Annotated in this window: 19 protein-coding genes; 2 read left to right on the top strand and 17 right to left on the bottom strand. The window is 34.5% G+C overall.

Annotated elements, in window-relative coordinates; genetic code table 11:
* Nucleotides 1-14 precede the first annotated feature (14 nt).
* Nucleotides 15-3,236, top strand: coding sequence for a gliding motility-associated C-terminal domain-containing protein (locus tag G508_RS0105655; protein ID WP_026704401.1), 3,222 nt, complete (start codon nt 15-17; stop codon nt 3,234-3,236).
* Here the strand turns inward: G508_RS0105655 and G508_RS0105650 are convergent, their stop codons facing one another.
* The 9 genes from G508_RS0105650 to gcvP all read right to left on the bottom strand — a co-directional run bounded on the left by G508_RS0105650 (nt 3,237) and on the right by gcvP (nt 13,870).
* Nucleotides 3,237-4,004 (bottom strand): ABC transporter ATP-binding protein, encoded by a 768-nt coding sequence (locus G508_RS0105650; protein WP_026704400.1) that lies wholly within the window; start codon nt 4,002-4,004, stop codon nt 3,237-3,239.
* Nucleotides 4,001-4,750, bottom strand: a complete 750-nt coding sequence (locus G508_RS0105645; RefSeq protein ID WP_026704399.1) for an MlaE family ABC transporter permease — start codon at nt 4,748-4,750, stop codon at nt 4,001-4,003. Before G508_RS0105645 ends, G508_RS0105650 begins: the two co-directional genes overlap by 4 nt.
* Before the next feature lie 68 nt (nt 4,751-4,818).
* A complete protein-coding gene (locus G508_RS0105640) occupies nt 4,819-5,667 on the bottom strand; it encodes a glycosyltransferase (RefSeq protein WP_026704398.1) in 849 nt (282 codons plus the stop codon).
* A gap of 8 nt (nt 5,668-5,675) precedes the next feature.
* Complete coding sequence (locus tag G508_RS0105635) at nt 5,676-6,197, bottom strand: methyltransferase (RefSeq protein ID WP_026704397.1); 522 nt, start codon at nt 6,195-6,197, stop codon at nt 5,676-5,678.
* 234 nt (nt 6,198-6,431) lie between these two features.
* Nucleotides 6,432-7,493 (bottom strand): 3-oxoacyl-ACP synthase III family protein, encoded by a 1,062-nt coding sequence (locus G508_RS0105630; protein WP_026704396.1) that lies wholly within the window; start codon nt 7,491-7,493, stop codon nt 6,432-6,434.
* A 123-nt stretch (nt 7,494-7,616) separates the two neighbouring features.
* The gene (locus G508_RS0105625; RefSeq protein ID WP_026704395.1) at nt 7,617-7,994 is read right to left on the bottom strand and encodes a group III truncated hemoglobin; all 378 of its coding nucleotides are present in this window, start codon (nt 7,992-7,994) and stop codon (nt 7,617-7,619) included.
* Nucleotides 7,995-8,035: 41 nt separating this feature from the next.
* On the bottom strand, nt 8,036-9,577 hold the full coding sequence (locus G508_RS0105620; protein ID WP_026704394.1) for a DUF6770 family protein: 1,542 nt from the start codon (nt 9,575-9,577) through the stop codon (nt 8,036-8,038).
* A 9-nt stretch (nt 9,578-9,586) separates the two neighbouring features.
* The gene (locus G508_RS0105615; RefSeq protein ID WP_026704393.1) at nt 9,587-10,963 is read right to left on the bottom strand and encodes a M48 family metallopeptidase; all 1,377 of its coding nucleotides are present in this window, start codon (nt 10,961-10,963) and stop codon (nt 9,587-9,589) included.
* Between the two features lie 57 nt (nt 10,964-11,020).
* Nucleotides 11,021-13,870, bottom strand: a complete 2,850-nt coding sequence (gene gcvP, locus G508_RS0105610) for an aminomethyl-transferring glycine dehydrogenase (protein WP_026704392.1) — start codon at nt 13,868-13,870, stop codon at nt 11,021-11,023.
* A gap of 135 nt (nt 13,871-14,005) precedes the next feature.
* Between gcvP and G508_RS0105605 the strand changes: the two genes are divergently transcribed.
* The gene (locus G508_RS0105605; RefSeq protein WP_026704391.1) at nt 14,006-14,818 is read left to right on the top strand and encodes a hypothetical protein; all 813 of its coding nucleotides are present in this window, start codon (nt 14,006-14,008) and stop codon (nt 14,816-14,818) included.
* Here the strand turns inward: G508_RS0105605 and G508_RS0105600 are convergent.
* The 8 genes from G508_RS0105600 to G508_RS0105565 form a co-directional block, all read right to left on the bottom strand.
* Entirely contained in the window at nt 14,792-15,253 is a 462-nt protein-coding gene (locus G508_RS0105600) for an SRPBCC family protein (RefSeq protein WP_026704390.1), read from the bottom strand. The genes G508_RS0105605 and G508_RS0105600 overlap by 27 nt on opposite strands.
* Before the next feature lie 50 nt (nt 15,254-15,303).
* Nucleotides 15,304-15,690: a hypothetical protein gene (locus G508_RS0105595; RefSeq protein WP_026704389.1), complete on the bottom strand. Its 387-nt coding sequence runs from the start codon at nt 15,688-15,690 to the stop codon at nt 15,304-15,306.
* Nucleotides 15,691-15,708: 18 nt separating this feature from the next.
* Nucleotides 15,709-16,056: a hypothetical protein gene (locus G508_RS0105590; protein ID WP_026704388.1), complete on the bottom strand. Its 348-nt coding sequence runs from the start codon at nt 16,054-16,056 to the stop codon at nt 15,709-15,711.
* A gap of 6 nt (nt 16,057-16,062) precedes the next feature.
* On the bottom strand, nt 16,063-16,968 hold the full coding sequence (locus G508_RS0105585) for a TIGR01777 family oxidoreductase (protein ID WP_026704387.1): 906 nt from the start codon (nt 16,966-16,968) through the stop codon (nt 16,063-16,065).
* An 80-nt stretch (nt 16,969-17,048) separates the two neighbouring features.
* A complete protein-coding gene (locus G508_RS0105580; protein ID WP_026704386.1) occupies nt 17,049-17,870 on the bottom strand; it encodes a thiol-disulfide oxidoreductase DCC family protein in 822 nt (273 codons plus the stop codon).
* A 3-nt stretch (nt 17,871-17,873) separates the two neighbouring features.
* Entirely contained in the window at nt 17,874-18,191 is a 318-nt protein-coding gene (locus tag G508_RS0105575) for a hypothetical protein (RefSeq protein ID WP_026704385.1), read from the bottom strand.
* Between the two features lie 62 nt (nt 18,192-18,253).
* The gene (locus G508_RS0105570; RefSeq protein ID WP_026704384.1) at nt 18,254-18,757 is read right to left on the bottom strand and encodes a GbsR/MarR family transcriptional regulator; all 504 of its coding nucleotides are present in this window, start codon (nt 18,755-18,757) and stop codon (nt 18,254-18,256) included.
* 132 nt (nt 18,758-18,889) lie between these two features.
* On the bottom strand, nt 18,890-20,923 hold the full coding sequence (locus G508_RS0105565; RefSeq protein WP_026704383.1) for a M3 family metallopeptidase: 2,034 nt from the start codon (nt 20,921-20,923) through the stop codon (nt 18,890-18,892).
* Between the last annotated feature and the right edge of the window lie 61 nt (nt 20,924-20,984).

Below are 20,984 nucleotides of genomic sequence, written 5' to 3'. Positions count from 1 at the left end.
AATTTAATATTTGCATGAAAACCCTACTCAATTCTTTATTGAACTACAAATTTAGAATTGTGTTTTTCATACTTTTTACACAATATTCCTATTGCCAGCTTCCAGATTTTTCTTTAGTTGTTACTGCAACAAATGAAACGTGCCAAAATAATGCTACATTAAGTTTTGCAACAACAGGAGTTACAACCGGAGCGACTCTCATTTATTCCATTTATTTATTGCCGGATACCACAACGGCGATTGGTGTTACAACTGGAAATTTATACAGTGGCTTGTCTGCTGGAAATTATCGTGTGATAGCCACCCAATCATTAGGAACTGAAAGTAATTCGCAACAACAAGATATCACCATTTTAGGGCAAATTGTGCAACTTGAATATTTTTTAACAAGTGGCAGTTATTTATGCGAAAATAAAATAACTGTCAATGTCCTTCAAGGAAATGCAGTGGAATATGAAATAATTTCCGGTCCTGTAATTAAGCCATTGCAAACTTCAAATGTGTTTACAGGTTTGGTAGCAGGGGTATATCTTGTGAGGGTTTTTGATGATTGTGGTGACGGAATAGTACAAACTTATACACTTTTGGATACTGCCGAAGATTTGCAGATTTCTGTTATTAATACAGTAAACAATAGCGATTGCAATATTGCATCAGTAACGCAAACATTAAATAATGCCGGAACAGAAGATTTTATATATCCGATAACGATCCATTATGTTCTAAATCCGCCAACAGGCCTACCCATTATTCAGGATATAATTTTAGAAAGCGGTGATGATGATCTCATTAGCGTTTCCCAAGATATTCCTCTTTTTCCAAATCAATCTTTTTCTTACACGCTGGAGGTTACAGATGGCTGCGGAAACTTATTCATAACCAATGGGAATATGCCTTTTCCGTCTGTGAATCCTTCTATTACTTCAGAAATAACGGGTTGTAATTCATTGCTTTATACTATTAAAAATGCTGAAAGTGCAACAGTGATTGTTGCTCCAAGCACTTATCCCAATACAATTCCTCATATTTTGGTAGCTACTGGCGAAAGTAGTTTTGAATTAGGAGTATTGCCAAATGGAGAATATTCTTTCTCCGTATTCGACTTTTGTGGAGTAGAACATATTCTCAATATTGAAGTTGATACACCCGATATTCCACCGCCTTTTCGAACAGTTTTGAATGGTTGTGAACCTGGTTTTGGTTCAGTAAGTATCATTAGTCCGAGCGATTTTGCAAGTGTCATGATGATCCAAGCTCCTGCTGGTTCAGGATTCGCATTGCCGTATGATGTTTCTTTTAATATCGATAGTGCTTCTTTTAATTTTTTTATGAATACACTTCCTCAGGGAAATTATGTTTTCAAAACGCTCGATGTTTGTGATAATGAATTCGAAATTACGTGTGTAATTGGTACTTATCAGCAAACAGCAACTGTCAATGTAATGCAAAACTGTGGCTCTTTCGATCTTCAAGTTGTGCCTCAGACAAATGTTTCAAATCCCATGTCTTATTGGCTTCAAAAATTTGATCCTCTTACAAATACTTGGCGGCATCCTGTTACTGGAACGGTTTATATTGAAAATATATCACCTTCTAATTTGAATTCGATTCCGCTTCCTCCAAATGTAATGACTTACAATATTACTGGTTATGGACAATTTAGAGTTTTAGGACGTTACAACATTTTTGGAAATGCAACTAGTAGCCAAAATTGTTTTGTTGACGTTCATGAATTCGAATTTTTGGCTCAACCAAAAATCAATAATGTGGTGAGTGTTTCGTGCCAAGACGAAACTTACGATGTGATTGTAGATGTTTCGGGAGTTGCACCTTTTGAGTATAAAATTATTACTAAAAATGGTAATCCATTTGAAATCGATAACCTCAACTCAAGTCTTTTTTTAGGTGTAGAAGCCGCTGTCTATGGATTCGAAGTAGAAGATGATTGTGGAAATGTGCTTTTGGCCGATTATGAAATTGGAAATTCAAATGGTTTTCCTATCGAAATTGATAATTTGTGTTCTGGCCAAAATGTGGCACTTTCGGTTCTTTCGTTTCCTTTTTTAAGTTATGAATGGTGGAAAGATGGAGATACAAGTGTAATTTTAGGCACTTCCAATATCTTAAGTTTTCCAACTTTTGATCCCATTACAGATTCTGGAACTTATCACGTTAGAGTTTTTTATGCCGATAACCCAGCTTCTTGCATCAATTTTATTTCGGATGCGGATGTTTTTCTGGATGCTGATTTGCCCGAAGCTGGAGTTTCTACAAATCCAACTTATTGCGGTTCGCCTGGTCAAATAAATTTGTTTTCATTATTGTCAGATTATGATGAAAACGGAATTTGGCAAGAGATAACAAATAGCGGAATGCTTTCTGGAAACAATTGGAATGCTACAAGCATAATTTCAGGCACTTATCAATTCAGATATACTGTGAGTGATTTGTGCTCTAATTCAGATGAAGCGACAGTAACAATTACCATTAATGAAATCCCCGAAACTCCAGAAATTACCGCTGAAAGTGTTTTTTGTACAAATGAACCACTTCAATTATTTGCTTCTGATATTGAAAATGGAGTGTATCAATGGACTGGCCCAAATGGTTTTACATCAACAGAACAAAGCCCAATTATTGAAAATCCAACTTCTATAAATGATGGTGTGTATAGTTTGAAAATTATATTGGCGGGTTGCGAATCTGAAACTGTTTCAGCAAGTTTGATGGTAAATGACTTTCCACAGTTTGTAATTGAAGGCGGATGTGAAAACAATGAAGATAATTATATTCTAAGGGCTTTTTCGGTTCAAAATTCATTTGATGAGAATACGGTTTCGTATAATTGGTCCGGTCCAAATGGCTTCACTTCGGATGAAAATCCCATTACTGTAACTAATTTTCCAATTGGAACTTATACGTTAACAATTACCAATACTGAAGGATGTTCAAACGCTTCAAATTTTGATGTCTTGAGCACTGTTTGTCATATACCCAAAGGTATTTCCCCCAACAATGATGGTGACAACGATGCATTTGATTTATCAGGTTTTGATATAATGAACCTAAAAATTTACAGCCGATATGGTCGTTTAGTTTATGAGAAAGAAAATTACAAAAATGAATGGAAAGGTCAAGATTTTAAAAACAGGGAATTGCCTGATGCTACCTATTTTTATTATGTCCTTATGAATGATGGAGAACAAAGAACGGGCTGGGTTTACAAAACCCATTAACTATTTCAAATCTTTCAAATAAGCCTCTCTTACTTTTTTAAATAAATTTGAGGAATAAACAAAGTCAACAACAGCTTCGTTATCAGTAATAAATATTTCTTCTTTGTTGCCTTGCCAAGCTTTCAAGCCATTTTTAAGAAAAAGAATATTTTCTCCAATCTCCATCACCGAGTTCATATCATGTGTGTTAATGACCGTTGTGATATCATATTCTTCAGTAATTTCCTTAATCAAATTATCGATAATTGTTGAAGTATTGGGATCTAGTCCTGAATTTGGTTCATCACAAAAAAGATATTTTGGATGATTTACAATGGCTCTTGCAATGGCAACACGCTTTTGCATTCCTCCAGAAATTTCAGAAGGCAATTTATGATGGGCATCAATCAGGTTAACCCTTTTTAGAACAAAATCAACGCGATCATTTGTTTCTGATCGGTTGTTTTTGGTGAACATTTTCAAAGGAAAAGCTACATTTTGAGCAACTGTCATCGAGTCGAATAAGGCACTTCCTTGAAAAACCATTCCGATTTCAGTTCTCAATGCTCTCTTTTCATCTGGGGTCAAATCCGAATAAACCCGTCCGTCAAAAATAATCTGACCCGAATCAGGTGCGTGAATTCCTAAAAGTGATTTCAAAAGTACCGTTTTTCCAGAACCACTCTGGCCAATTATCAAGTTTGTTTTTCCAGTTTCGAAAACGGTTGAAATACCTTTTAAAACTTTGCTGTCGCCAAAGGATTTCTCTAAATTTTTTATCTCTATCATTTGCTCAAAAGTAATTGGGTTAGAATATAGTTGATTAAGATAATGGTTACCGATGTCCAAACAAATGCCACTGTACTAGCTTTACCAACTTCCAATGCTCCACCTTTCATATAATAACCATGAAAAGAAGGAATGGTAGCCAATAAAAGAGCGAAAACAAATGTTTTTATAAAAGCATAAGCAATATGAAACGGAATGAAATCTATCTGTAAGCCATTTATAAATTCGTCACTTGAAGTGAAACCTCCATAAACACCAGCCATCCAGCCTCCAAGAATCCCTAAAAACATAGCAATTCCAATTACAAAAGGGTAGAGTAGGAGTGCAATTAACTTTGGAAAAACCAAATAGTTTAATGAGTTAACACCCATAACTTCCAAAGCATCGATTTGTTCAGTAACTCTCATCGTTCCAATGCTTGAAGTTATAAATGAACCCATTTTTCCCGCCATAATGATGGAAATAAAAGTTGGAGCAAATTCAAGGATTACTGATTGTCGTGTGGCAAAACCAATAAGGTATTTTGGAATCAAAGGATTGGTAAGGTTTAAAGCGGTTTGAATGGCAACAACTCCACCAACAAAGAATGAAATGAAGGCAACAATTCCAAGCGAACCAATAATCAAATCATCGATTTCTTTGAGTAGAAGGCCTTTCATTACCGACCATTTTGTGGGTTTATTGAAGATTTCTTTCCACATCAGGAAATATCTTCCTATCTGCGATAAATAGCGGATTAACATCATAGCATTAAATAATGGCTAATTTAAAAAGAAGTTATGAGTTATGGAGTATGAGTGGATACTTTTTATCTTTAAAATAACTTTTCTTTCATTTTTTTCAAACGATAATTGCGGATGAATTTTGCTTGTTCGGGAGTGACCAACATTGTTTTTTTAGCAGATTTGGCTTTAATAAAACCATGAATGTAGTCTAAAAACAATAGTGGCTTTTTCTTCATCATTGCAAGTTTCGCCGAAGCTATTGCTGTAATCCAAAAACCATATCCCAAGGTATAAAATGCTTCTCCCTGTTTGTAACGAGCGGTTTTGTTATAGTTGGCACCAGTAGGTTTTAAATGTTTGACTTTTAAAGAAGTATCCGTGATAACTTTCCATCCGTAGAATTTCGAAAGCAATTCATCAACTGTGTCCCAACCCATTGCAGGTTTCAATCCGCCAATTTGTTGGAAACATTCTTTTCGATAAGCTTTCAATGCTCCGCGAATATGATCTTTATCGGTAAGGTTTTCTAAAACCCATTCGCCATTTTTTTCGATGTAGCAAAAACCTCCTGCCATTCCAATTTTGTCATCTGATTTGAAATGATTAATTATTGTTTCGAAATAATTCTTAGGAAAAATCAAGTCTGCATCGGCTTTTACTATAAAATCATAATTCTCATCTAAAGTTTCAACCCCTTTTTGAAAAGCTTGAATCACTTTGCTTCCTGGTAAATGAATTGCATCGGAAGTTTTGTTTACTAATGAAATGAACGGATATTTTTCGGCGAATGCCAAAACATTTTCTTCGGTTCTATCAGTGGAATTATCATTCACAACAACAATTTTTGTTGGCAAAACGGTTTGCTCAACCAAGGATTGCAAGGTCAAAGAAATTAGTTTTTCTTCGTTGTGTGATGGAATGACGATGTAATATTTCATAGACTGAATTATTTCCTTTCGGCAAAAACAATATAATATCTAGGAGTAAAGTAACGCAAAAGAGGTCTGAAACCTAGCTTTTTTACAGGATGTGTAAATTTCTCTCTTGCCGTGATTTTCCAACCTGTTTTTTCTAAAAGCCAGTCCAATTGCCAATCTTCAAATTCGTGATAGTGTCGGTCCCACATGTCGGTTTTGCTTCTGTAGGCTGGCGAAAACCATAAACGTAGTGGAATGGAAATTAATAATTTATCGCATTTTACATTTTGTAAAACCGTGTATGGATTCAATAAATGTTCGAAAATTTCAAAAGCCGTAAAAACAGAATACGCTTCGGTTTGCAAAGCAGTTTGATCGTTATCCAAATCCTCGCCTTTGGTGTTTTTTACCGTATAGCCATTCTCTTCCATTATTTTAGAAAACGGATTTGGAACGCCTAAATCAAAGATTGTTTCTTGAGTAGAAATATGTTTTTTTAGAAATTCTAAAGTGTGTTTGAAACGTTTGTTTGGAAATGTTTTTTCGTACATAGTTTTGCTTTCGATAATTGGCTCGAAGTGGCAAAGATAAATAAGTTTTGGTAATATCTGATGTTGAAGTTTCAGCAGAATAGCCCAGATTGAAGTGTAAAGCCCGGAGCTCAAAAATTAGTGTTTTGTGTTCTAAAAAAGCGACCAACGGAAGCTGTTTTTAGGACATTAAAAACACAATTTTTGAGCGAGGACTTGGAGTGGAAAGCTGGATTAGCTTCTAAAATAAATTAATTAGTAACGATAAACAAATGCATTCACGTTCATTCCAGCACCAACTGATGCAAAGATCACGACATCGCCTTTGTGAAGTTCTTGATTTTCAATTTTTCCGTGAATGAGCAAATCGTAAAGCGTTGGAACGGTTGCAACACTACTGTTCCCAAGGAAGTTGATGCTCATGGGCATAATGCCTTCTGGAGCAGTTTTACCATACAGTTTGTAGAAACGGTTGATGATGGCTTCGTCCATTTTTTCGTTTGCCTGATGGATGAGGATTTTCTTGACATCATCAATAGCAACACCACTTTTTTCAAGACAGCTTTTCATCGCTAATGGAACATTGGTCAAGGCAAATTCATATATTTTTCGACCATACATTTTGATGTATCGAACATCAGGGTCAAGGTCTTTGTTGAAGGAATTTCCGAAGAATAAATAATTAGCTTCTTCGTAGGCAAAAGTGGCACTTTCGTGAGAAAGTATTCCTTCATTGTCATTTTCGGATGCTTCTATGATGGAAGCTCCAGCACCATCTGAATAAATCATACTGTCACGGTCGTGAGCGTCAACCACTCGCGAAAGGGTTTCGGCACCAATTACCAAACAACGCTTTGCCATCCCGGATTTGATATAGGCATTGGCTTGAAGTACGCCTTCAATCCATCCTGGACAACCAAAAAGGATGTCGAAAGCAACACATTTTGGGTTTTTAATTTGCAATTTATGTTTTACCCTTGTAGCTAAACTTGGCAGAATATCCGACTGGATGGCGCCATGTCTAACATCGCCAAAATTATGTGCAAAGATTATATAATCAATGGTTTCAGGATCGATGTTAGCATTCTCAATTGCTTTTTGAGAAGCTAGGAAGGCAATATCAGAAGCGACTAGATCTGGAGTTGCATATCGCCGTTCTTCAATTCCTGTAATCCCTTTAAATTTCTCAATAATGATATCATTCGTTGAGTTGATCAAGCTTCCGTCTTCATTTAAAAAGGTGTGACTTTCAAAATCAGCATTGGACACTCTTTGTTCTGGTATATAACTCCCGATTCCGGTTATTTTTACAGTCATTTTAATTGGTATAAGTATAGCTAATTTATAAATTATATTTGAACCTGAAACATAAAATTTAGTATGCATGCATACAATTGTGAAATTGTTAAAAATTGTTAAAAAAATTAACAATAATGCAACTTATTTCCTTTCTTGACGGGTTTTTATCTCAAGCACCGTTGCTATATTAAGGGCTTGTGTCTTAATTTTTTCAGCATTTGATCCTGTAAATAATTCATTTACAGTAGTATTGAAATGGTTGAGCCAAATTTTGAACAATTCGGGTGTTAAATATTCTTTTTTGCTGATATCCAAATGCATTTGCGTCAGATTATTGAAATATCCACCTGTGTTAAAGAGTGATTGTGACCAAAAAGTGACCAGAATCGGCAAATGTTCTTCTAGATTGATTTTTACCACATCGGTAAAGATGTAACTAATGGAAGAATCGGAAAGCAATTTTTTATAGAACTCGTTCACAAGTTTGTAGAGGTCGTCGGTATTTTCGATGTCATTCATAAAAAAAAATAAAACCCGAACGAGCCGGGTTTTGTATTGTATTACTTAATATTTAGTTTTTCTAAATGTAAATTGATTTCTTTCTTCTTTTTATCATATTCCACCAATAATACATTCCCTACTTTTCCAGGCAATACTTTGAAAGTTTTATCTTTATTGCTAAGGTAGATTTTATCTTCGGTTAATTCTCCCTCATCATAAATGATAGTTTTGAAAGCGCTTTTGTTTTTTTCGCCTTTCAATCGTTCATAATCAATGAAACAAGCATAAAAACGATCATTTTGTTTGTCAATTTGGGTGTATTCATAATCGAAGTAGCCTAAAGCACTCATCGTATGGGCACTTAATTGTGGACTTCCAAAATCGTAACTTGGAGCTTTAGATTTTCCTTTATCAAATTCTTTTATACTTTTTAATTGAAATTCAGAATCAAATTTAAAAATGACAGCATCTGTAATTGTTAGATTTGTTGCTCCAACATTACCAACACCACCACCCATTGCACCAAGTACAGCCAATGCTGTACCTCCAGCACTTATTGTTTTTTTATAGTATTCTCCAATGGCATAATATTCGTTTGTATTTGTTCTAACAATGTCGTGAAAATAGATGTAACCTTTGTCTTTTATCTTACTAACTTCTTTTACCTTCATTAATTTTGCAACATCATCTTTCCATGTAATAAGATTTTCTTTGATTGTTTTTCCAGAAAAATCGATTATTTCGGTAAAAAGTCCTAAACTTCTATCATCAAAAATATTGTCTCCGTTTTTAAAATATTCACCCATAAAAACGACAGAATTGTCATTGTTGAGGAAAGCATTAGTAATTAATCTTGGATTGTTGCTTTTGCTGTATTCTCTTTCAAATAAAAGTTTTCCTGTATTTACATCAATTACTATGGTTGTTATAGTAACTTTTCTTGAAAGTAAATTTGGTCGTGAAAATTCTAATGCAACCACAACATCTTTGTTAACTTCTATAGGGTTGATAGAAAGTATTTCTTTTGATTTTTCTGGAGAACTATAGGTCCAAGCTTTTCCTCCGTCTGTAGGATAATATTTTAAGGAATAACCTATTTTTTTGTTGTCTTCCAATTTGTTGAAGATGAAACCTTTGTCTTCAACAGGGAAAAGAACATTGAAATCACCCGAAGCTTGTTGCAATTGATAGTATTTTATTTCTTTGCTCTCTAAAGGAATTTCATGAGTTCCTGTTAAATTAGCCTGTTTGTCATAGGATAATAAAGTAATTTTTTCCTTCGAAAAATTGGCCATGGCAAACATCATTCCTTGATTGTTAAAGCTGCTTTTCATCAAAAAGGTATTCTTGTCATCAATATAGGTTTTCTTTGCTACTTCGACTAAATTTTTATCGAGAAGCTGTATGGCAAATTCTCGTTTTCCTTTTTTTAGTTTATCCATCATATAAAAAAAGTAATAGCCATCTACATCTTTATTCTTATCTAGGATGGCACCAGAGTTTCGGAGGACAAATGTGTTTACCTCGTTGATTTTACTTGTCTGGCAATACATTTGTGTAGTTAGCATCAACAGTAATGCTAGTAGGAATTTGTTTTTCATGTTTTGTTGTTAAGGGTTTAGTTTATAGAAAAAAGCGGTTGTTTTTATGAAATCAGGATTTTGAGCCATTTGCTTTTCATATTTCATGCAAAACTGCAATCCTATCTTCCGAATGTTTTTCAGTTCTATATTATGTAAGAAAGTGCGAACTTCATTTAAGTATTTTTCATCTGAAAAAGGACTCACGGGACTTACATATTTACCAAATCTATGACTTGATTTTAAATCGTAGGTTTTCTTTAAAATATCTACAACAGTATTACAATAAGCAGTTTCTTCAATTTGATTGTTGTTGTGCAAAGTTAAAACTTGATAAAGGGCTAAATCAATCCTTGATATATCGATGAAAATATCAATGCTTCTCTCAGCAACAATATTTTTTATTTCTTTCAGGTCTAAAGATGGGCTTATGGCATTTTCGGTACTATAAAATTTTTCGAGTTCTTTCACCCGTATAGGCATATCTGGATGTGTTTTAAGAGAATCCTTGTCTAATGCAAAATCATCGGCTTTTTCTTTCAGGTCAAAAAGTGTTTCGTCTTTGTTGAGCCATACTTCTTTAAAAGGATAGGTTTCAAAATCAAAATGTTTTCGTATCTGTGTATCAGTTGCAAAGAATATTTCATTAGACATATCCAACTTTTTTAAAGCTTTTATTCCAGCCGATTTATTGAATTTAGTCTTACTTAATAGAACAAATCCCAATGAATCTGCTTGGGTTTCAGCAGTTCTACTTCTTCTTAAAAAATTATAACTCAAATCTTTTACCAATGCAGAAACTGCCTGACGCCTTCCATACCTATTATTGCTGGCCTTATTTATTTTCTTTTTATTTTCTTTAGAATTGTAGGTTTCAACATATCCAAGCAAACTTTTATCATTATGTTCTAATATATAATGTGCGATTTCATGACAAATAATAAACGCCAACTCATCATCGCTTTCAATTATATTGAAAAGACCTAGATTTATTGTGAAAATTCCATTGCCATAACAAGCCGCATTTGGTATCGGAGATTTATTTATAAAGAAATAAAAATCTTTTTTGTCGATTTGAGGATTGGATATGTAGATTTGTCTCAGAATTGAGTTTAAGTAGGAATTAATTTTCTTGTCAAAAATGTAAGTGCTATCCTTGATACTTTTTAAAAAATCTACTCTCCGTTCTTCAATAATCTGAGTAATTTCTTTCTGATGTCGTCCTTGAAATTTTTGTATTTTTTTTTGGGAGATCGCTTTAATATAGGACTCAATAGAATCATTATTTCGAGGGGAATAATCAAAATTCCTTTTTTGCGAATAACAAAAAAAACAGTTAAAAAGTAAAAAAATAATTATAAATTTCTGATAATACAAAGCTTCATGGGGTTGGTTTGTGAAATGCAATGATAAAAAAAAAGTTCTGAATATTCAGAACTTTTTTGTAAGATTTTTTTATTTTTTTTAATTTTCCATGTAAGCTTCAATTGGAGCACAAGAACAAATCAAGTTTCGGTCTCCATAAGCATCATCAACTCTTCTAACAGATGGCCAGAATTTGTTGTCTGAAATATATTCCAACGGAAATGCAGCGGCTTCTCTTGTGTAAGGGAAATCCCAGTTGTCGGTTGTCAACATTGCTAAAGTATGAGGAGCATTTTTCAAAACGTTGTTTTTATCGTTTGAAGTAGATGCTTCAATTTCTTTTCTAATCGAAATCATAGCATCACAAAAACGATCCAGTTCCTCCAGGTTTTCACTTTCTGTAGGTTCAATCATTAAAGTTCCAGCAACAGGGAAGGATACCGTTGGAGCATGGAAACCATAGTCCATCAAACGTTTTGCGATATCGGTTACTTCGATTCCTTTTTCTTTAAAAGGACGGCATTCGATGATCATTTCGTGAGCTGCACGACCCATTTCTCCAGAATATAAAGTATCGTAGTGACCTGTCAATCTTGCTTTGATGTAATTTGCATTTAGGATAGCATATCTTGTAGCATCGGTCAAACCTTCTGCACCAAGCATTGTGATGTATCCATAAGAAATCAAGCAAACCAAAGCAGAACCCCAAGGTGCAGCAGAAATAGCAGAAATAGCATTTTCTCCTCCAGTTGGAATAATTGGGTTTGTAGGCAAGAACGGAACTAAATGTGCTGCTACACAAATTGGACCAACTCCTGGTCCACCACCTCCGTGAGGAATGGCGAATGTTTTGTGTAAATTCAAGTGGCAAACGTCAGCTCCAATTGTTGCAGGATTGGTCAATCCAACTTGGGCATTCATATTGGCACCATCCATATAAACTTGTCCACCATTTTCGTGAATCAAATTTGTAATTTCAATAATAGAGGCTTCATAAACTCCGTGAGTAGAAGGATAGGTTACCATCAGGCAAGACAGATTATCTTTGTGCTCGATTGCTTTTGCTCTTAAATCTTCAACATCGATATTACCGTTTTCCATAGTTTTGGTCACGATAATTTGCATTCCTGCCAAAGCTGCCGAAGCAGGGTTTGTTCCGTGAGCCGAAGCTGGAATCAAACATACATTTCTGTGAAAATCGCCACGAGAATGGTGATAAGCACGAATCACCATCAAACCGGCATATTCGCCTTGAGCACCAGAATTAGGCTGTAAAGTTGTTCCTGCAAAACCAGTTACAACGTTCAATTGCTCTTCTAATTTCTTTAGCATTAATTGGTAACCTTGAGCTTGTTCTACTGGAGCAAATGGGTGAATACTGTTCCAATTTGGCATACTCAAAGGCAACATTTCTGCAGCAGCATTCAATTTCATCGTACAAGAACCTAGTGAAATCATTGAATGATTCAAAGCCAAATCCTTACGTTCTAACATTTTGATATAACGCATCAAAGCCGTTTCTGAATGGTGTTTGTTGAAAACATCGTGTGTCAAGAACGTGCTTGTTCTGGCAACTGCATCCGGATAATTGGTTTGATTTGTCAATTCAGAAACTTTTACGGTTTCTTTTCCTACTGCTTCCGCAAAAATAGAAAGGATTGTATTGATGTCTGAAATTGAAGTCGTTTCGTTAAATGAAATCGAAATCGTTTCGTTGTCAATATAATAGAAGTTCACTTCGTTCTGTTCTGCAATTGCTTTTACTTTTTTAGCATCAGCCTTAACAACAATAGTGTCAAAAAATGCAGTATTCGTTTGGTAAACGCCTAATTTATTCAAAGCTTCTGAAGTTGTAACAGCCGAAGCGTGAACTTTATCAGCAATATATTCCAATCCTTTAGGACCGTGGTAAACGGCATACATTCCGGCCATAACTGCCAAAAGTACTTGAGCCGTACAAATATTTGAAGTTGCTTTTTCGCGTTTGATGTGTTGTTCACGTGTTTGCAAAGCCATACGAAGTGCACGGTTTCCGTTGGTATCAACCGTTACACCGATGATTCTTCCTGGCATGCTTCTTTTGTATTCTTCTTTTGTTGCAAAAAATGCAGCGTGAGGACCTCCATAACCCATAGGGATTCCGAAACGTTGTGTGGTTCCAACTACTACATCAGCTCCTAATTCTCCAGGAGAAGTTAGTCGAACCAAACTCAAAATATCAGCTGCAACTGCAACTTTGATGTCATTTGATTTTGCTTTTGAGATAAATCCAGCATAATCATAAACCTGACCGAATTTTCCTGGATATTGAAGAATTGCTCCAAAGAAATCATCTCCAAAGGCAAACTCTTCGTGGTTTCCAATAACCAATTCAACCCCAATTGGAGTAGAACGTGTCTCTAAAACCGATAAAGTCTGTGGTAAGATTTCTTCTGAAACGAAAAATTTATTAACGTTGTTTTTCTTTTGGTCTCTTGTTCTAACGTCAAAAAGTAACGCCATTGCTTCAGCAGCAGCAGTACCTTCGTCTAGAAGCGAAGCATTTGCAATTTCCATCCCAGAAAGTTCGATAACAGTGGTTTGGTAATTCAATAAAGCCTCAAGACGACCTTGTGCAATTTCGGCCTGGTACGGAGTATAAGCCGTGTACCATCCTGGGTTTTCAAAAACATTTCTTTGAATTGCAGCAGGGACAATTGCTGGGTGGTATCCCAAACCGATATACGATTTGAATACCTTATTTTTATTTCCTAATTGCTGGATGTGATTCAAAAACTCATATTCAGTCAAGGCAGGTTCAAGATTCAAAGGCGCTTTCAAACGGATATCATCTGGAAGCGTCTCATATATTAATTGCTCTATCGATTCGGCACCAATCGTATGTAACATGTGTTGTAAATCATTTTCTCTTGGACCGATATGTCTTAAAGCAAAAGCATCTGTTTTCATATTAAAAAAGTGGGTTGTTTTTTGAGGCACAAATTTACTCATAAATAATAAATAATTGAGGTGTTTTTTAAAGTGATTTTGTGATTTTTTAAAGTTTTAACAAGTGTTTTTGTTTGATTCGTTATTTTTGTAAGTATGAAGAGTATCAGGCAAGTATTTGATTTTTATCTCAACGGAAGTATTCACGTTGCTATTGCCGTACTTTCATTGGTCTTGATGACCAATCACATGTTCCGAAATCCATTTGATTTACCAATGGCAGGCTTTGCTTTTTTCGGAACAATTTTCGGTTATAATTTTATCAAATATGAAGACTTTTTCAGAAATAAAAGGCCATTGTGGATGGAGTTGAAAGCCATTGCGGTTTTGAGCATCCTCTCGCTTTTGGCTTCAGCCTATTTCTTTTTTTGTTTGGAAAGAGTGACTCAAATTACCGCTATTATTTTCTTCGGATTAACTTTTTTATACACCGTTCCTGTATTTTCAAAGAAAAAAAATATACGAAACTGGAGTGGTGTTAAGATTTATATTGTAGCCATCTGTTGGTCGGGAGTGACGACTTTATTGCCTTTGATGAATACTGGAACAGATATGTTTTCTGATGTAATTCTCAAGTGTTGTCAGCGGTTTCTATTGGTCATCATTTTAATATTAATTTTCGAAATAATCGATTTAAGGACAGATGATCCCGCTTTGGAAACCGTTCCACAGAAAATAGGAGTAAAGAAGACCAAAGTTCTCGGGCTTATTTTATTGATTCCGTTTTATTTTTTAGAATTTTTTAAAACGAATTTTGATACAAGCCAACTTTTTATAAATGCTATTTTGGTAATTGTAACAACCCTTTTTATGCTTTTTGCAAATGAAAAGCGTTCCAAATATTACACTTCTTTTTGGGTTGAAAGTATTCCTGTTTTCTGGTTATTTATGCTGTGGATTTTCGGCTAGATCTTTTATAATTTGATTTCTTTTTTTGATGAAAGAAACCATATGTTTTTCTAATATTAATGTATCGAAAAGCTTTCCAAAGATTCCAAAAGGTGTTTCGTAGAAAATGTCATCGGTCATAATCGTTTGGCCATTTTCAAATTTAAAAGAATGTTCGTGACGAAAGGATTTGAAGCTTCCTTTCACCATTTCATCCACAAAATAAACAGGGAAATCCATTTCTGGAATGATGCTTTTATGTTTGAGATAAAGGCCAAAATGTTTTCCTCTCCAAGTTACCGTTTCATTTAGCTCAATCAATCCCGAAGTTCTTCCCGCAATTGCCTTTTCATTAGTTTGATGGGTTGAAAGCAAATGAATATCAATGTTTCTCGAAAGGTTGAAAACGGTTTCAATTGGAGCTTTTATGGTTGTTGTGATTTGGATTTTTGTCATAATATTGATTAACTCCGTCAGAATATTAATCCTGACGGAGTTGTATATAGTTAAGCTTTAAAAACAATTTTCTCTGTTGTTTGTGCTTCTCTTGCTTTTCTTTTTCCTCTAAAGAAAAAATATAAATTGAAGAATAACATCACGCCAAGATAGATAGAAAATCCGCCGATTTTATAACTCAAGGCTTCAATAAGTACTTGATAATTATCTTGGTATAAATTCATTTCTAGAATCATCAGTGCAAAACCAATATTCAAAAGGTAAAAACCCGTCTCGAAAAGTTTGTTTGTGGCTTCGGCAATTTCTTCCCGGCCCCTAAAAATATCCAGCATAAATATCTTTCCGTTTTTGAAAAGTGTTTTAGAGACAAAGTAAGTCAAGAATAAGGCAATTGGCAAATAAATACAGTAACCGATTAAAATTTTTGAAGTTTCCATAAGGTTGAATTTAAAAAGTTATTTAATTAATTTTTGAACGTAGTTCGTTAGGATAAAAATATTTAAGTAATGCAAAACGGCTAGAATGTCAACAATTAGTGCGGTTTTTGAAGAAATGATGGCAATTAATTCAGTGAAATTTGTGATGGTAGACCAACTGATCACTGTCATTGCACAATACCCTATATTGATAAGATAATAGGCAATCAATAACATTTTGTTGATTTGCTGACACAATTCTTCGTGGTCAGGAATTAGTTCAAGAACAAAAACATTTCCGTTTCGATAGCATATTTTTCCGACTACAATTATGATGTAAGTTGTGATGAGTAGGAAAATGAAATAGCCGAGGATATTGAAGTTCATACGATTTTATTTTAGATTTTCTAAAGCTTTCTCCAAGGTTCTAAATTCAAATTCAAAATCGTTTTCAACTAATTTTTTCGGAATTACATTTCTGCTTTTTAAAACCAATTCGGTTTCGGTTCCGATGATTTTTGCCCCAAATTTCAATAGCTTTTCACCAATCGGAATTCCTGTTGGAACGCCTAAACTTTTGCGAAGCGTTTGCATAAATAAAGCATTTCGAATAGGTTTTGGAGATACAATATTTACAACTCCCGTCATTTCTTTTTTGTAGATAAACTCGACAGCTCTAGCAAAATCTTTTTCGTGAATCCAACTGATGAATTGGTTTCCTTTTCCTTGTTTTCCGCCAAAACCTAGCCTTGTCAAATTTTTAAGCGGAAGAAAAGCTCCTCCATTTCTTCCTAGAACAATTGAAGTTCTCAAGGCGGTTTTCTTTGTGTTAGGAGTTTCGGTTTCAAAGAATGCTTTTTCCCAAGACTTGGCAACATTCATAGAAAAGTCATTGCCAATTTCACCATCAGTTTCATCCATTTGCTTATCTAAAGAATGTCTGTAGATGGTTGATGTAGAAGAATTCATCCAATGTTTTGGAGGGTTTTTACAATTCAAAACGGCAAGATTCAAAATCTTGGTACTTTCGATTCTAGAATCTAAGATTTCTTTTTTATTGGCTTCTGTATACCTACAATCCACAGATTTTCCTGCCAGATTGATGACCAAATCGGTGTTTTCCAATTCCTTTTCCCAACCTGTAAAAGTTTTGGCGTTCCATTTTACATATCGGATTCCGTTTTTAGTTTCAGAATTTCCTCTTGTCAGGATTATTATTTCTTCAAATTTATCCTTGAAATGATTCACTAAAACTTGTCCTAAAAATCCAGTTCCTGCAACGATGATTAGCTTTTTCATTGTTTTGCTTTTTTTGCCACAGATTAAATGATTTTCACAGATTTTAATCCGTTTAATGCTGTAACCTGTGGCTAATTATTTTATAAATTCAAAATGACTGTTAAGGCAATTATTCGATATAGTACCCAAGTATAAGAAAGATAAAATGGAAGTTCCAATAGTTTGATTCTTCTAAAATGTTCCATAAACATTAGTAGAACAGTCATCCCAAACCAACCTAAAACTATAATTTCTGGAATATTAATGAATTGGTTCAGCATTAAAATCGGAGTGAGAATCAAAGAACCGAATAATGAAACGGTCATCAAGTTTCCTGCATAATTCAAAATGTTTTTATTATCAAGTTTTAATAGAAATATACTTTGGAAAACGATCTGTCCCAAAGCCAAAATCAATTCTCTGCTGAAATTTCCTTTAGGTAAACTTGGAATCAATTCTGAAAAATTGAAAAGTGTGATGTTTGTAATAAACGTTGCAAAAGCGATATATAAAATTCTGTATTTGTAATTGAAACTTGGCACACATTGTAAAGCTTTTCCATTCTCTTTTTTATTCGGAATAATCACTTTTCGGTTATAAGAAACAAAAGAGTATAGTTTTTTAAGGAAGAATTTTATAGGAGAAAAAGTTCCGATTTTTTCTATCCAAGGAAATGAATTCCCGATGACTTTCAAGAGACTGTCAATTCCATACATCACGGTTTTGTTCTTGTTATCAACTAAAGCAATTTCATTTGAAGCTTTGTTGATGTCGATAAAGATTTGCTCTTCATTTGTCAAACATGAAAAAGGTTTCTTTCCGTTTTCGTCGAGCATTCCAGCTTTTATAAACCCAGTTGTGTAGAGACTGCAAAGCGGACAATCTTCGTCGTAGAGGAGGGTTTGGTTGTCAAGCGTTTTCATTTTTTAATTTTTTGGATTAATAAGATGTAAAATATAAGTCATGTAAATTGCTAAAGCTACAGGCAATACCCAAAGGAAATCCCAGTAAGTTGTAAACCATAGGATAAAAAACAAAACGACTACCACAAAGTATAATTGAAGCAAAGGGTGTTTTGAATAATTTTCCAACAATTTCAATCCGATTACTAATTGGATTAATCCTGTAATCATTGTTGATAATAAGGCAAGAATTAATAAATCTTCTCTGATTATAAACCCAATTAAGTAGACAATCAAAGGTATTGATAATCCAATAATATTGATTTTTTGTAATGCATTCATAATCTATAAATTTTTAAACTTTCAGAAAAAATTGAAACTTTTATTCAAATTTTTTTATTCTATTATTTCATAATCTTCATAACCAAACGGCCAATCCAATTGTCTTTAAACTCGGTAACCTTGTCGATCATATTATCGGCTTTCAAGACAAAATCATATAATTTAGAAGTCTGTTCTACAAAATGTTTGGTTTCGGCAGATTTGGTTGTATCGATTGAAGAAACGTCTTTCAACACTTTCAATGCAGGCTTGATTTCACGTTTGCTTCGTTCTTGGGCAATTTTCACGGCTAATTCATCCAAGTCTTTTTCTGCCGTAAAAAACTCTTTTCGTTCACCTGATTTGTATTCCTTGTACACAATTCCCCAATCCATTAACGCACGTAAATTCATACTGGCGTTTCCTCTGGAAATTAGCAATTCTTCCATAATATCCTCCATAGAAAGCGATTCTGGCGATACCATTAACAAGGCATGAATTTGTGCCATCGTCTTGTTGATTCCCCATTGAGAACCTAAAGCTCCCCAGGTTTGAATGAATTTATTTTTTGCTTCCTTGAATTCCATAGTTCAAAGATATAACTTTATTTTTAAAGTTTCAAAAATAATTGAAAGTTATTTTAAAATAAAAATGGATTGCCAAGAATAAGTCCAGCAATCCATTTTCTATAGTCTAAAGATAGAAGTGTATGTTGTCTGTTAATTCTTCAACAACCCTGCTCTTTTCAACAAAGCGTCTGGTTTAGGTTCGCTTCCGCGAAAGCGTTTGTACAAAACCATCGGATGTTCGGTTCCACCTTTTGAAAGGATATTTTCTTTGAATTTCTGAGCCACTTCCGAATTGAAAATGCCTTGTTCCTTGAAATATTCAAAAGCATCAGCATCCAAAACTTCGGCCCATTTATAGCTGTAATATCCTGAAGAATATCCGCCTTGAAAGATGTGCGAAAACGAAGTACTCATCGCATTTTCCTTCACATCAGGATATAATTTTGTAGAGGCAAATTGCTCGGTTTCAAAATCTTTAATCGAAGTAATTCCGGTTGGATCTTGTCCGTGCCAACCCATATCCAGCAATCCGAAACTCAATTGTCGCATCGTAGCCAAACCTTCTTGGAAGCTTGCACTTTCCTTAATTTTTTGGATGTATTCGGTTGGAATCACTTCTCCAGTTTCATAATGATGGGCAAACAGAGCCAAAGCTTCCGGCTCATAACACCAGTTTTCAAAAATCTGACTTGGTAATTCAACAAAATCCCAATAAACACTTGTTCCTGATAAACTTGGGTAAACCGTATCGGCCAACATTCCGTGTAAAGCGTGACCAAATTCGTGGAATAATGTCGTTACTTCGTTAAAAGTTAATAATGAAGGTTTTGTTTCTGTTGGTTTTGTAAAATTGCATACAATCGAAACATGAGGACGTTCATTATTTCCACCTAAAACATATTGCGATTTATAGGAAGTCATCCAAGCACCATTTCGTTTTCTTTTTCTCGGAAAGAAATCGGCATAAAAAATCGAAACCAAATCGCCTTTGATGTCTTTTACTTCGTATGTTTTTACATCCGGATGGTACTTTTCGATGTCGTTTACCTCGACGAAAGTCAATCCGAATAATTTGTTTGAAACCGTAAAAGCTCCTTCCAGAATATTTTCCAATTTAAAGTAAGGTTTCAGTTTTTCATCATCCAAATTGAACAATTGCTGTTTTAATTTTTCCGAATAATAAGCTCCGTCCCATTTTTCCAGCGTTTCAATTCCGTCCAACTCTTTTGCAAATTGGGACAATTGGTCAAATTCTTTTTTCGCAGCAGGTTTTGCTTTTTCTAATAAATCATTCAAGAAAGTCGTTACTTTTTCTGGATTTTCAGCCATTCTTTCTTCCAAAACAAAATGAGCGTGAGAAGCATAACCTAACAACTTTGCACGTTCAAAACGCAATCGTGCAATATCCAAAACAATCTGCTCGTTGTCGTGTTCGTTTTTCTGAAAACCTTTTGCTCCAAAGGCAATTGCCATTTTCTTACGCAACTCTCTATTATCGGCATAGGTCAAAAACGGAACGTAGCTAGGATAATCCAAAGTGAAAACCCAGCCTTCTTTTTCTTGGCTTTTCGCTATCTCTTTTGCCGCTTCAATCGTTCCTTCGGGTAATCCTGAAAGGTCTTTTTCATCTGTAATATGCAATTGAAAGGCGTGGGTTTCGGCCAAAACATTTTCGCCAAATTCAAGACTTATTTTGGATAATTCCTTATCGATTTCTCGCAATTGATTTTTCTTTTCTTCGGATAAGTTGGCACCGTTTCTGGAAAAACTCTTGTATTTTTTATCCAATAATGTAAGTTGTTCAGTCGTTAAATTCAAATATGCTTTGGCATCATAAACCGATTTCACTCGTTTAAACAAGTCAGCATTCAAACGGACATCATTGCCAAATTCTGAAAGCAAAGGCGAAACTTCCTGTGCAATATGTTGCAATTCGTCATTCGTTTCTGCCGAATGCAAATTGAAAAAAATACTTGAAATTCGATCCAAAGTCGCACCACTGAAAGCCATAGCTTCAATCGTGTTTTCAAAAGTAGGAGCTTCTGGATTGTTTACGATAGCATCAATTTCTGCCTTAGCACTTGCAATCCCTTCTTTAAAAGCAGGAAGATAGTCTTCGGTTTTGATTTGAGAAAAAGGAGCTGTATCGTTTTTTGTAGTGAATTTATGAAGTAGAACTGACATAGTTTTTTTTTATCAAAAATATAGAAATATTGATTTAATTGAAAGGTCGTTATGAAAACGT

This window comes from Flavobacterium soli DSM 19725, assembly GCF_000422705.1.
In the GTDB taxonomy this organism is placed as follows: domain Bacteria; phylum Bacteroidota; class Bacteroidia; order Flavobacteriales; family Flavobacteriaceae; genus Flavobacterium; species Flavobacterium soli.
This window is presented reverse-complemented; position numbering and strand designations above follow the sequence as displayed.

Bases quoted from the DNA above. Each gene is read 5' to 3' on its own strand.
- G508_RS0105605 (WP_026704391.1), top strand. From the start codon at position 14,006: ATGAAGAGTATCAGGCAAGTATTTGATTTTTATCTCAACGGAAGTATT.
- G508_RS0105575 (WP_026704385.1), bottom strand. From the start codon at position 18,191: ATGAATGCATTACAAAAAATCAATATTATTGGATTATCAATACCTTTG.
- G508_RS0105625 (WP_026704395.1), bottom strand. From the start codon at position 7,994: ATGAATGACATCGAAAATACCGACGACCTCTACAAACTTGTGAACGAG.
- G508_RS0105645 (WP_026704399.1), bottom strand. From the start codon at position 4,750: ATGATGTTAATCCGCTATTTATCGCAGATAGGAAGATATTTCCTGATG.
- G508_RS0105635 (WP_026704397.1), bottom strand. From the start codon at position 6,197: ATGTACGAAAAAACATTTCCAAACAAACGTTTCAAACACACTTTAGAA.
- G508_RS0105640 (WP_026704398.1), bottom strand. From the start codon at position 5,667: ATGAAATATTACATCGTCATTCCATCACACAACGAAGAAAAACTAATT.
- G508_RS0105655 (WP_026704401.1), top strand. From the start codon at position 15: ATGAAAACCCTACTCAATTCTTTATTGAACTACAAATTTAGAATTGTG.
- G508_RS0105650 (WP_026704400.1), bottom strand. From the start codon at position 4,004: ATGATAGAGATAAAAAATTTAGAGAAATCCTTTGGCGACAGCAAAGTT.
- gcvP (WP_026704392.1), bottom strand. From the start codon at position 13,870: ATGAAAACAGATGCTTTTGCTTTAAGACATATCGGTCCAAGAGAAAAT.
- G508_RS0105595 (WP_026704389.1), bottom strand. From the start codon at position 15,690: ATGGAAACTTCAAAAATTTTAATCGGTTACTGTATTTATTTGCCAATT.
- G508_RS0105600 (WP_026704390.1), bottom strand. From the start codon at position 15,253: ATGACAAAAATCCAAATCACAACAACCATAAAAGCTCCAATTGAAACC.
- G508_RS0105570 (WP_026704384.1), bottom strand. From the start codon at position 18,757: ATGGAATTCAAGGAAGCAAAAAATAAATTCATTCAAACCTGGGGAGCT.
- G508_RS0105585 (WP_026704387.1), bottom strand. From the start codon at position 16,968: ATGAAAAAGCTAATCATCGTTGCAGGAACTGGATTTTTAGGACAAGTT.
- G508_RS0105580 (WP_026704386.1), bottom strand. From the start codon at position 17,870: ATGAAAACGCTTGACAACCAAACCCTCCTCTACGACGAAGATTGTCCG.
- G508_RS0105630 (WP_026704396.1), bottom strand. From the start codon at position 7,493: ATGACTGTAAAAATAACCGGAATCGGGAGTTATATACCAGAACAAAGA.
- G508_RS0105620 (WP_026704394.1), bottom strand. From the start codon at position 9,577: ATGAAAAACAAATTCCTACTAGCATTACTGTTGATGCTAACTACACAA.
- G508_RS0105565 (WP_026704383.1), bottom strand. From the start codon at position 20,923: ATGTCAGTTCTACTTCATAAATTCACTACAAAAAACGATACAGCTCCT.
- G508_RS0105590 (WP_026704388.1), bottom strand. From the start codon at position 16,056: ATGAACTTCAATATCCTCGGCTATTTCATTTTCCTACTCATCACAACT.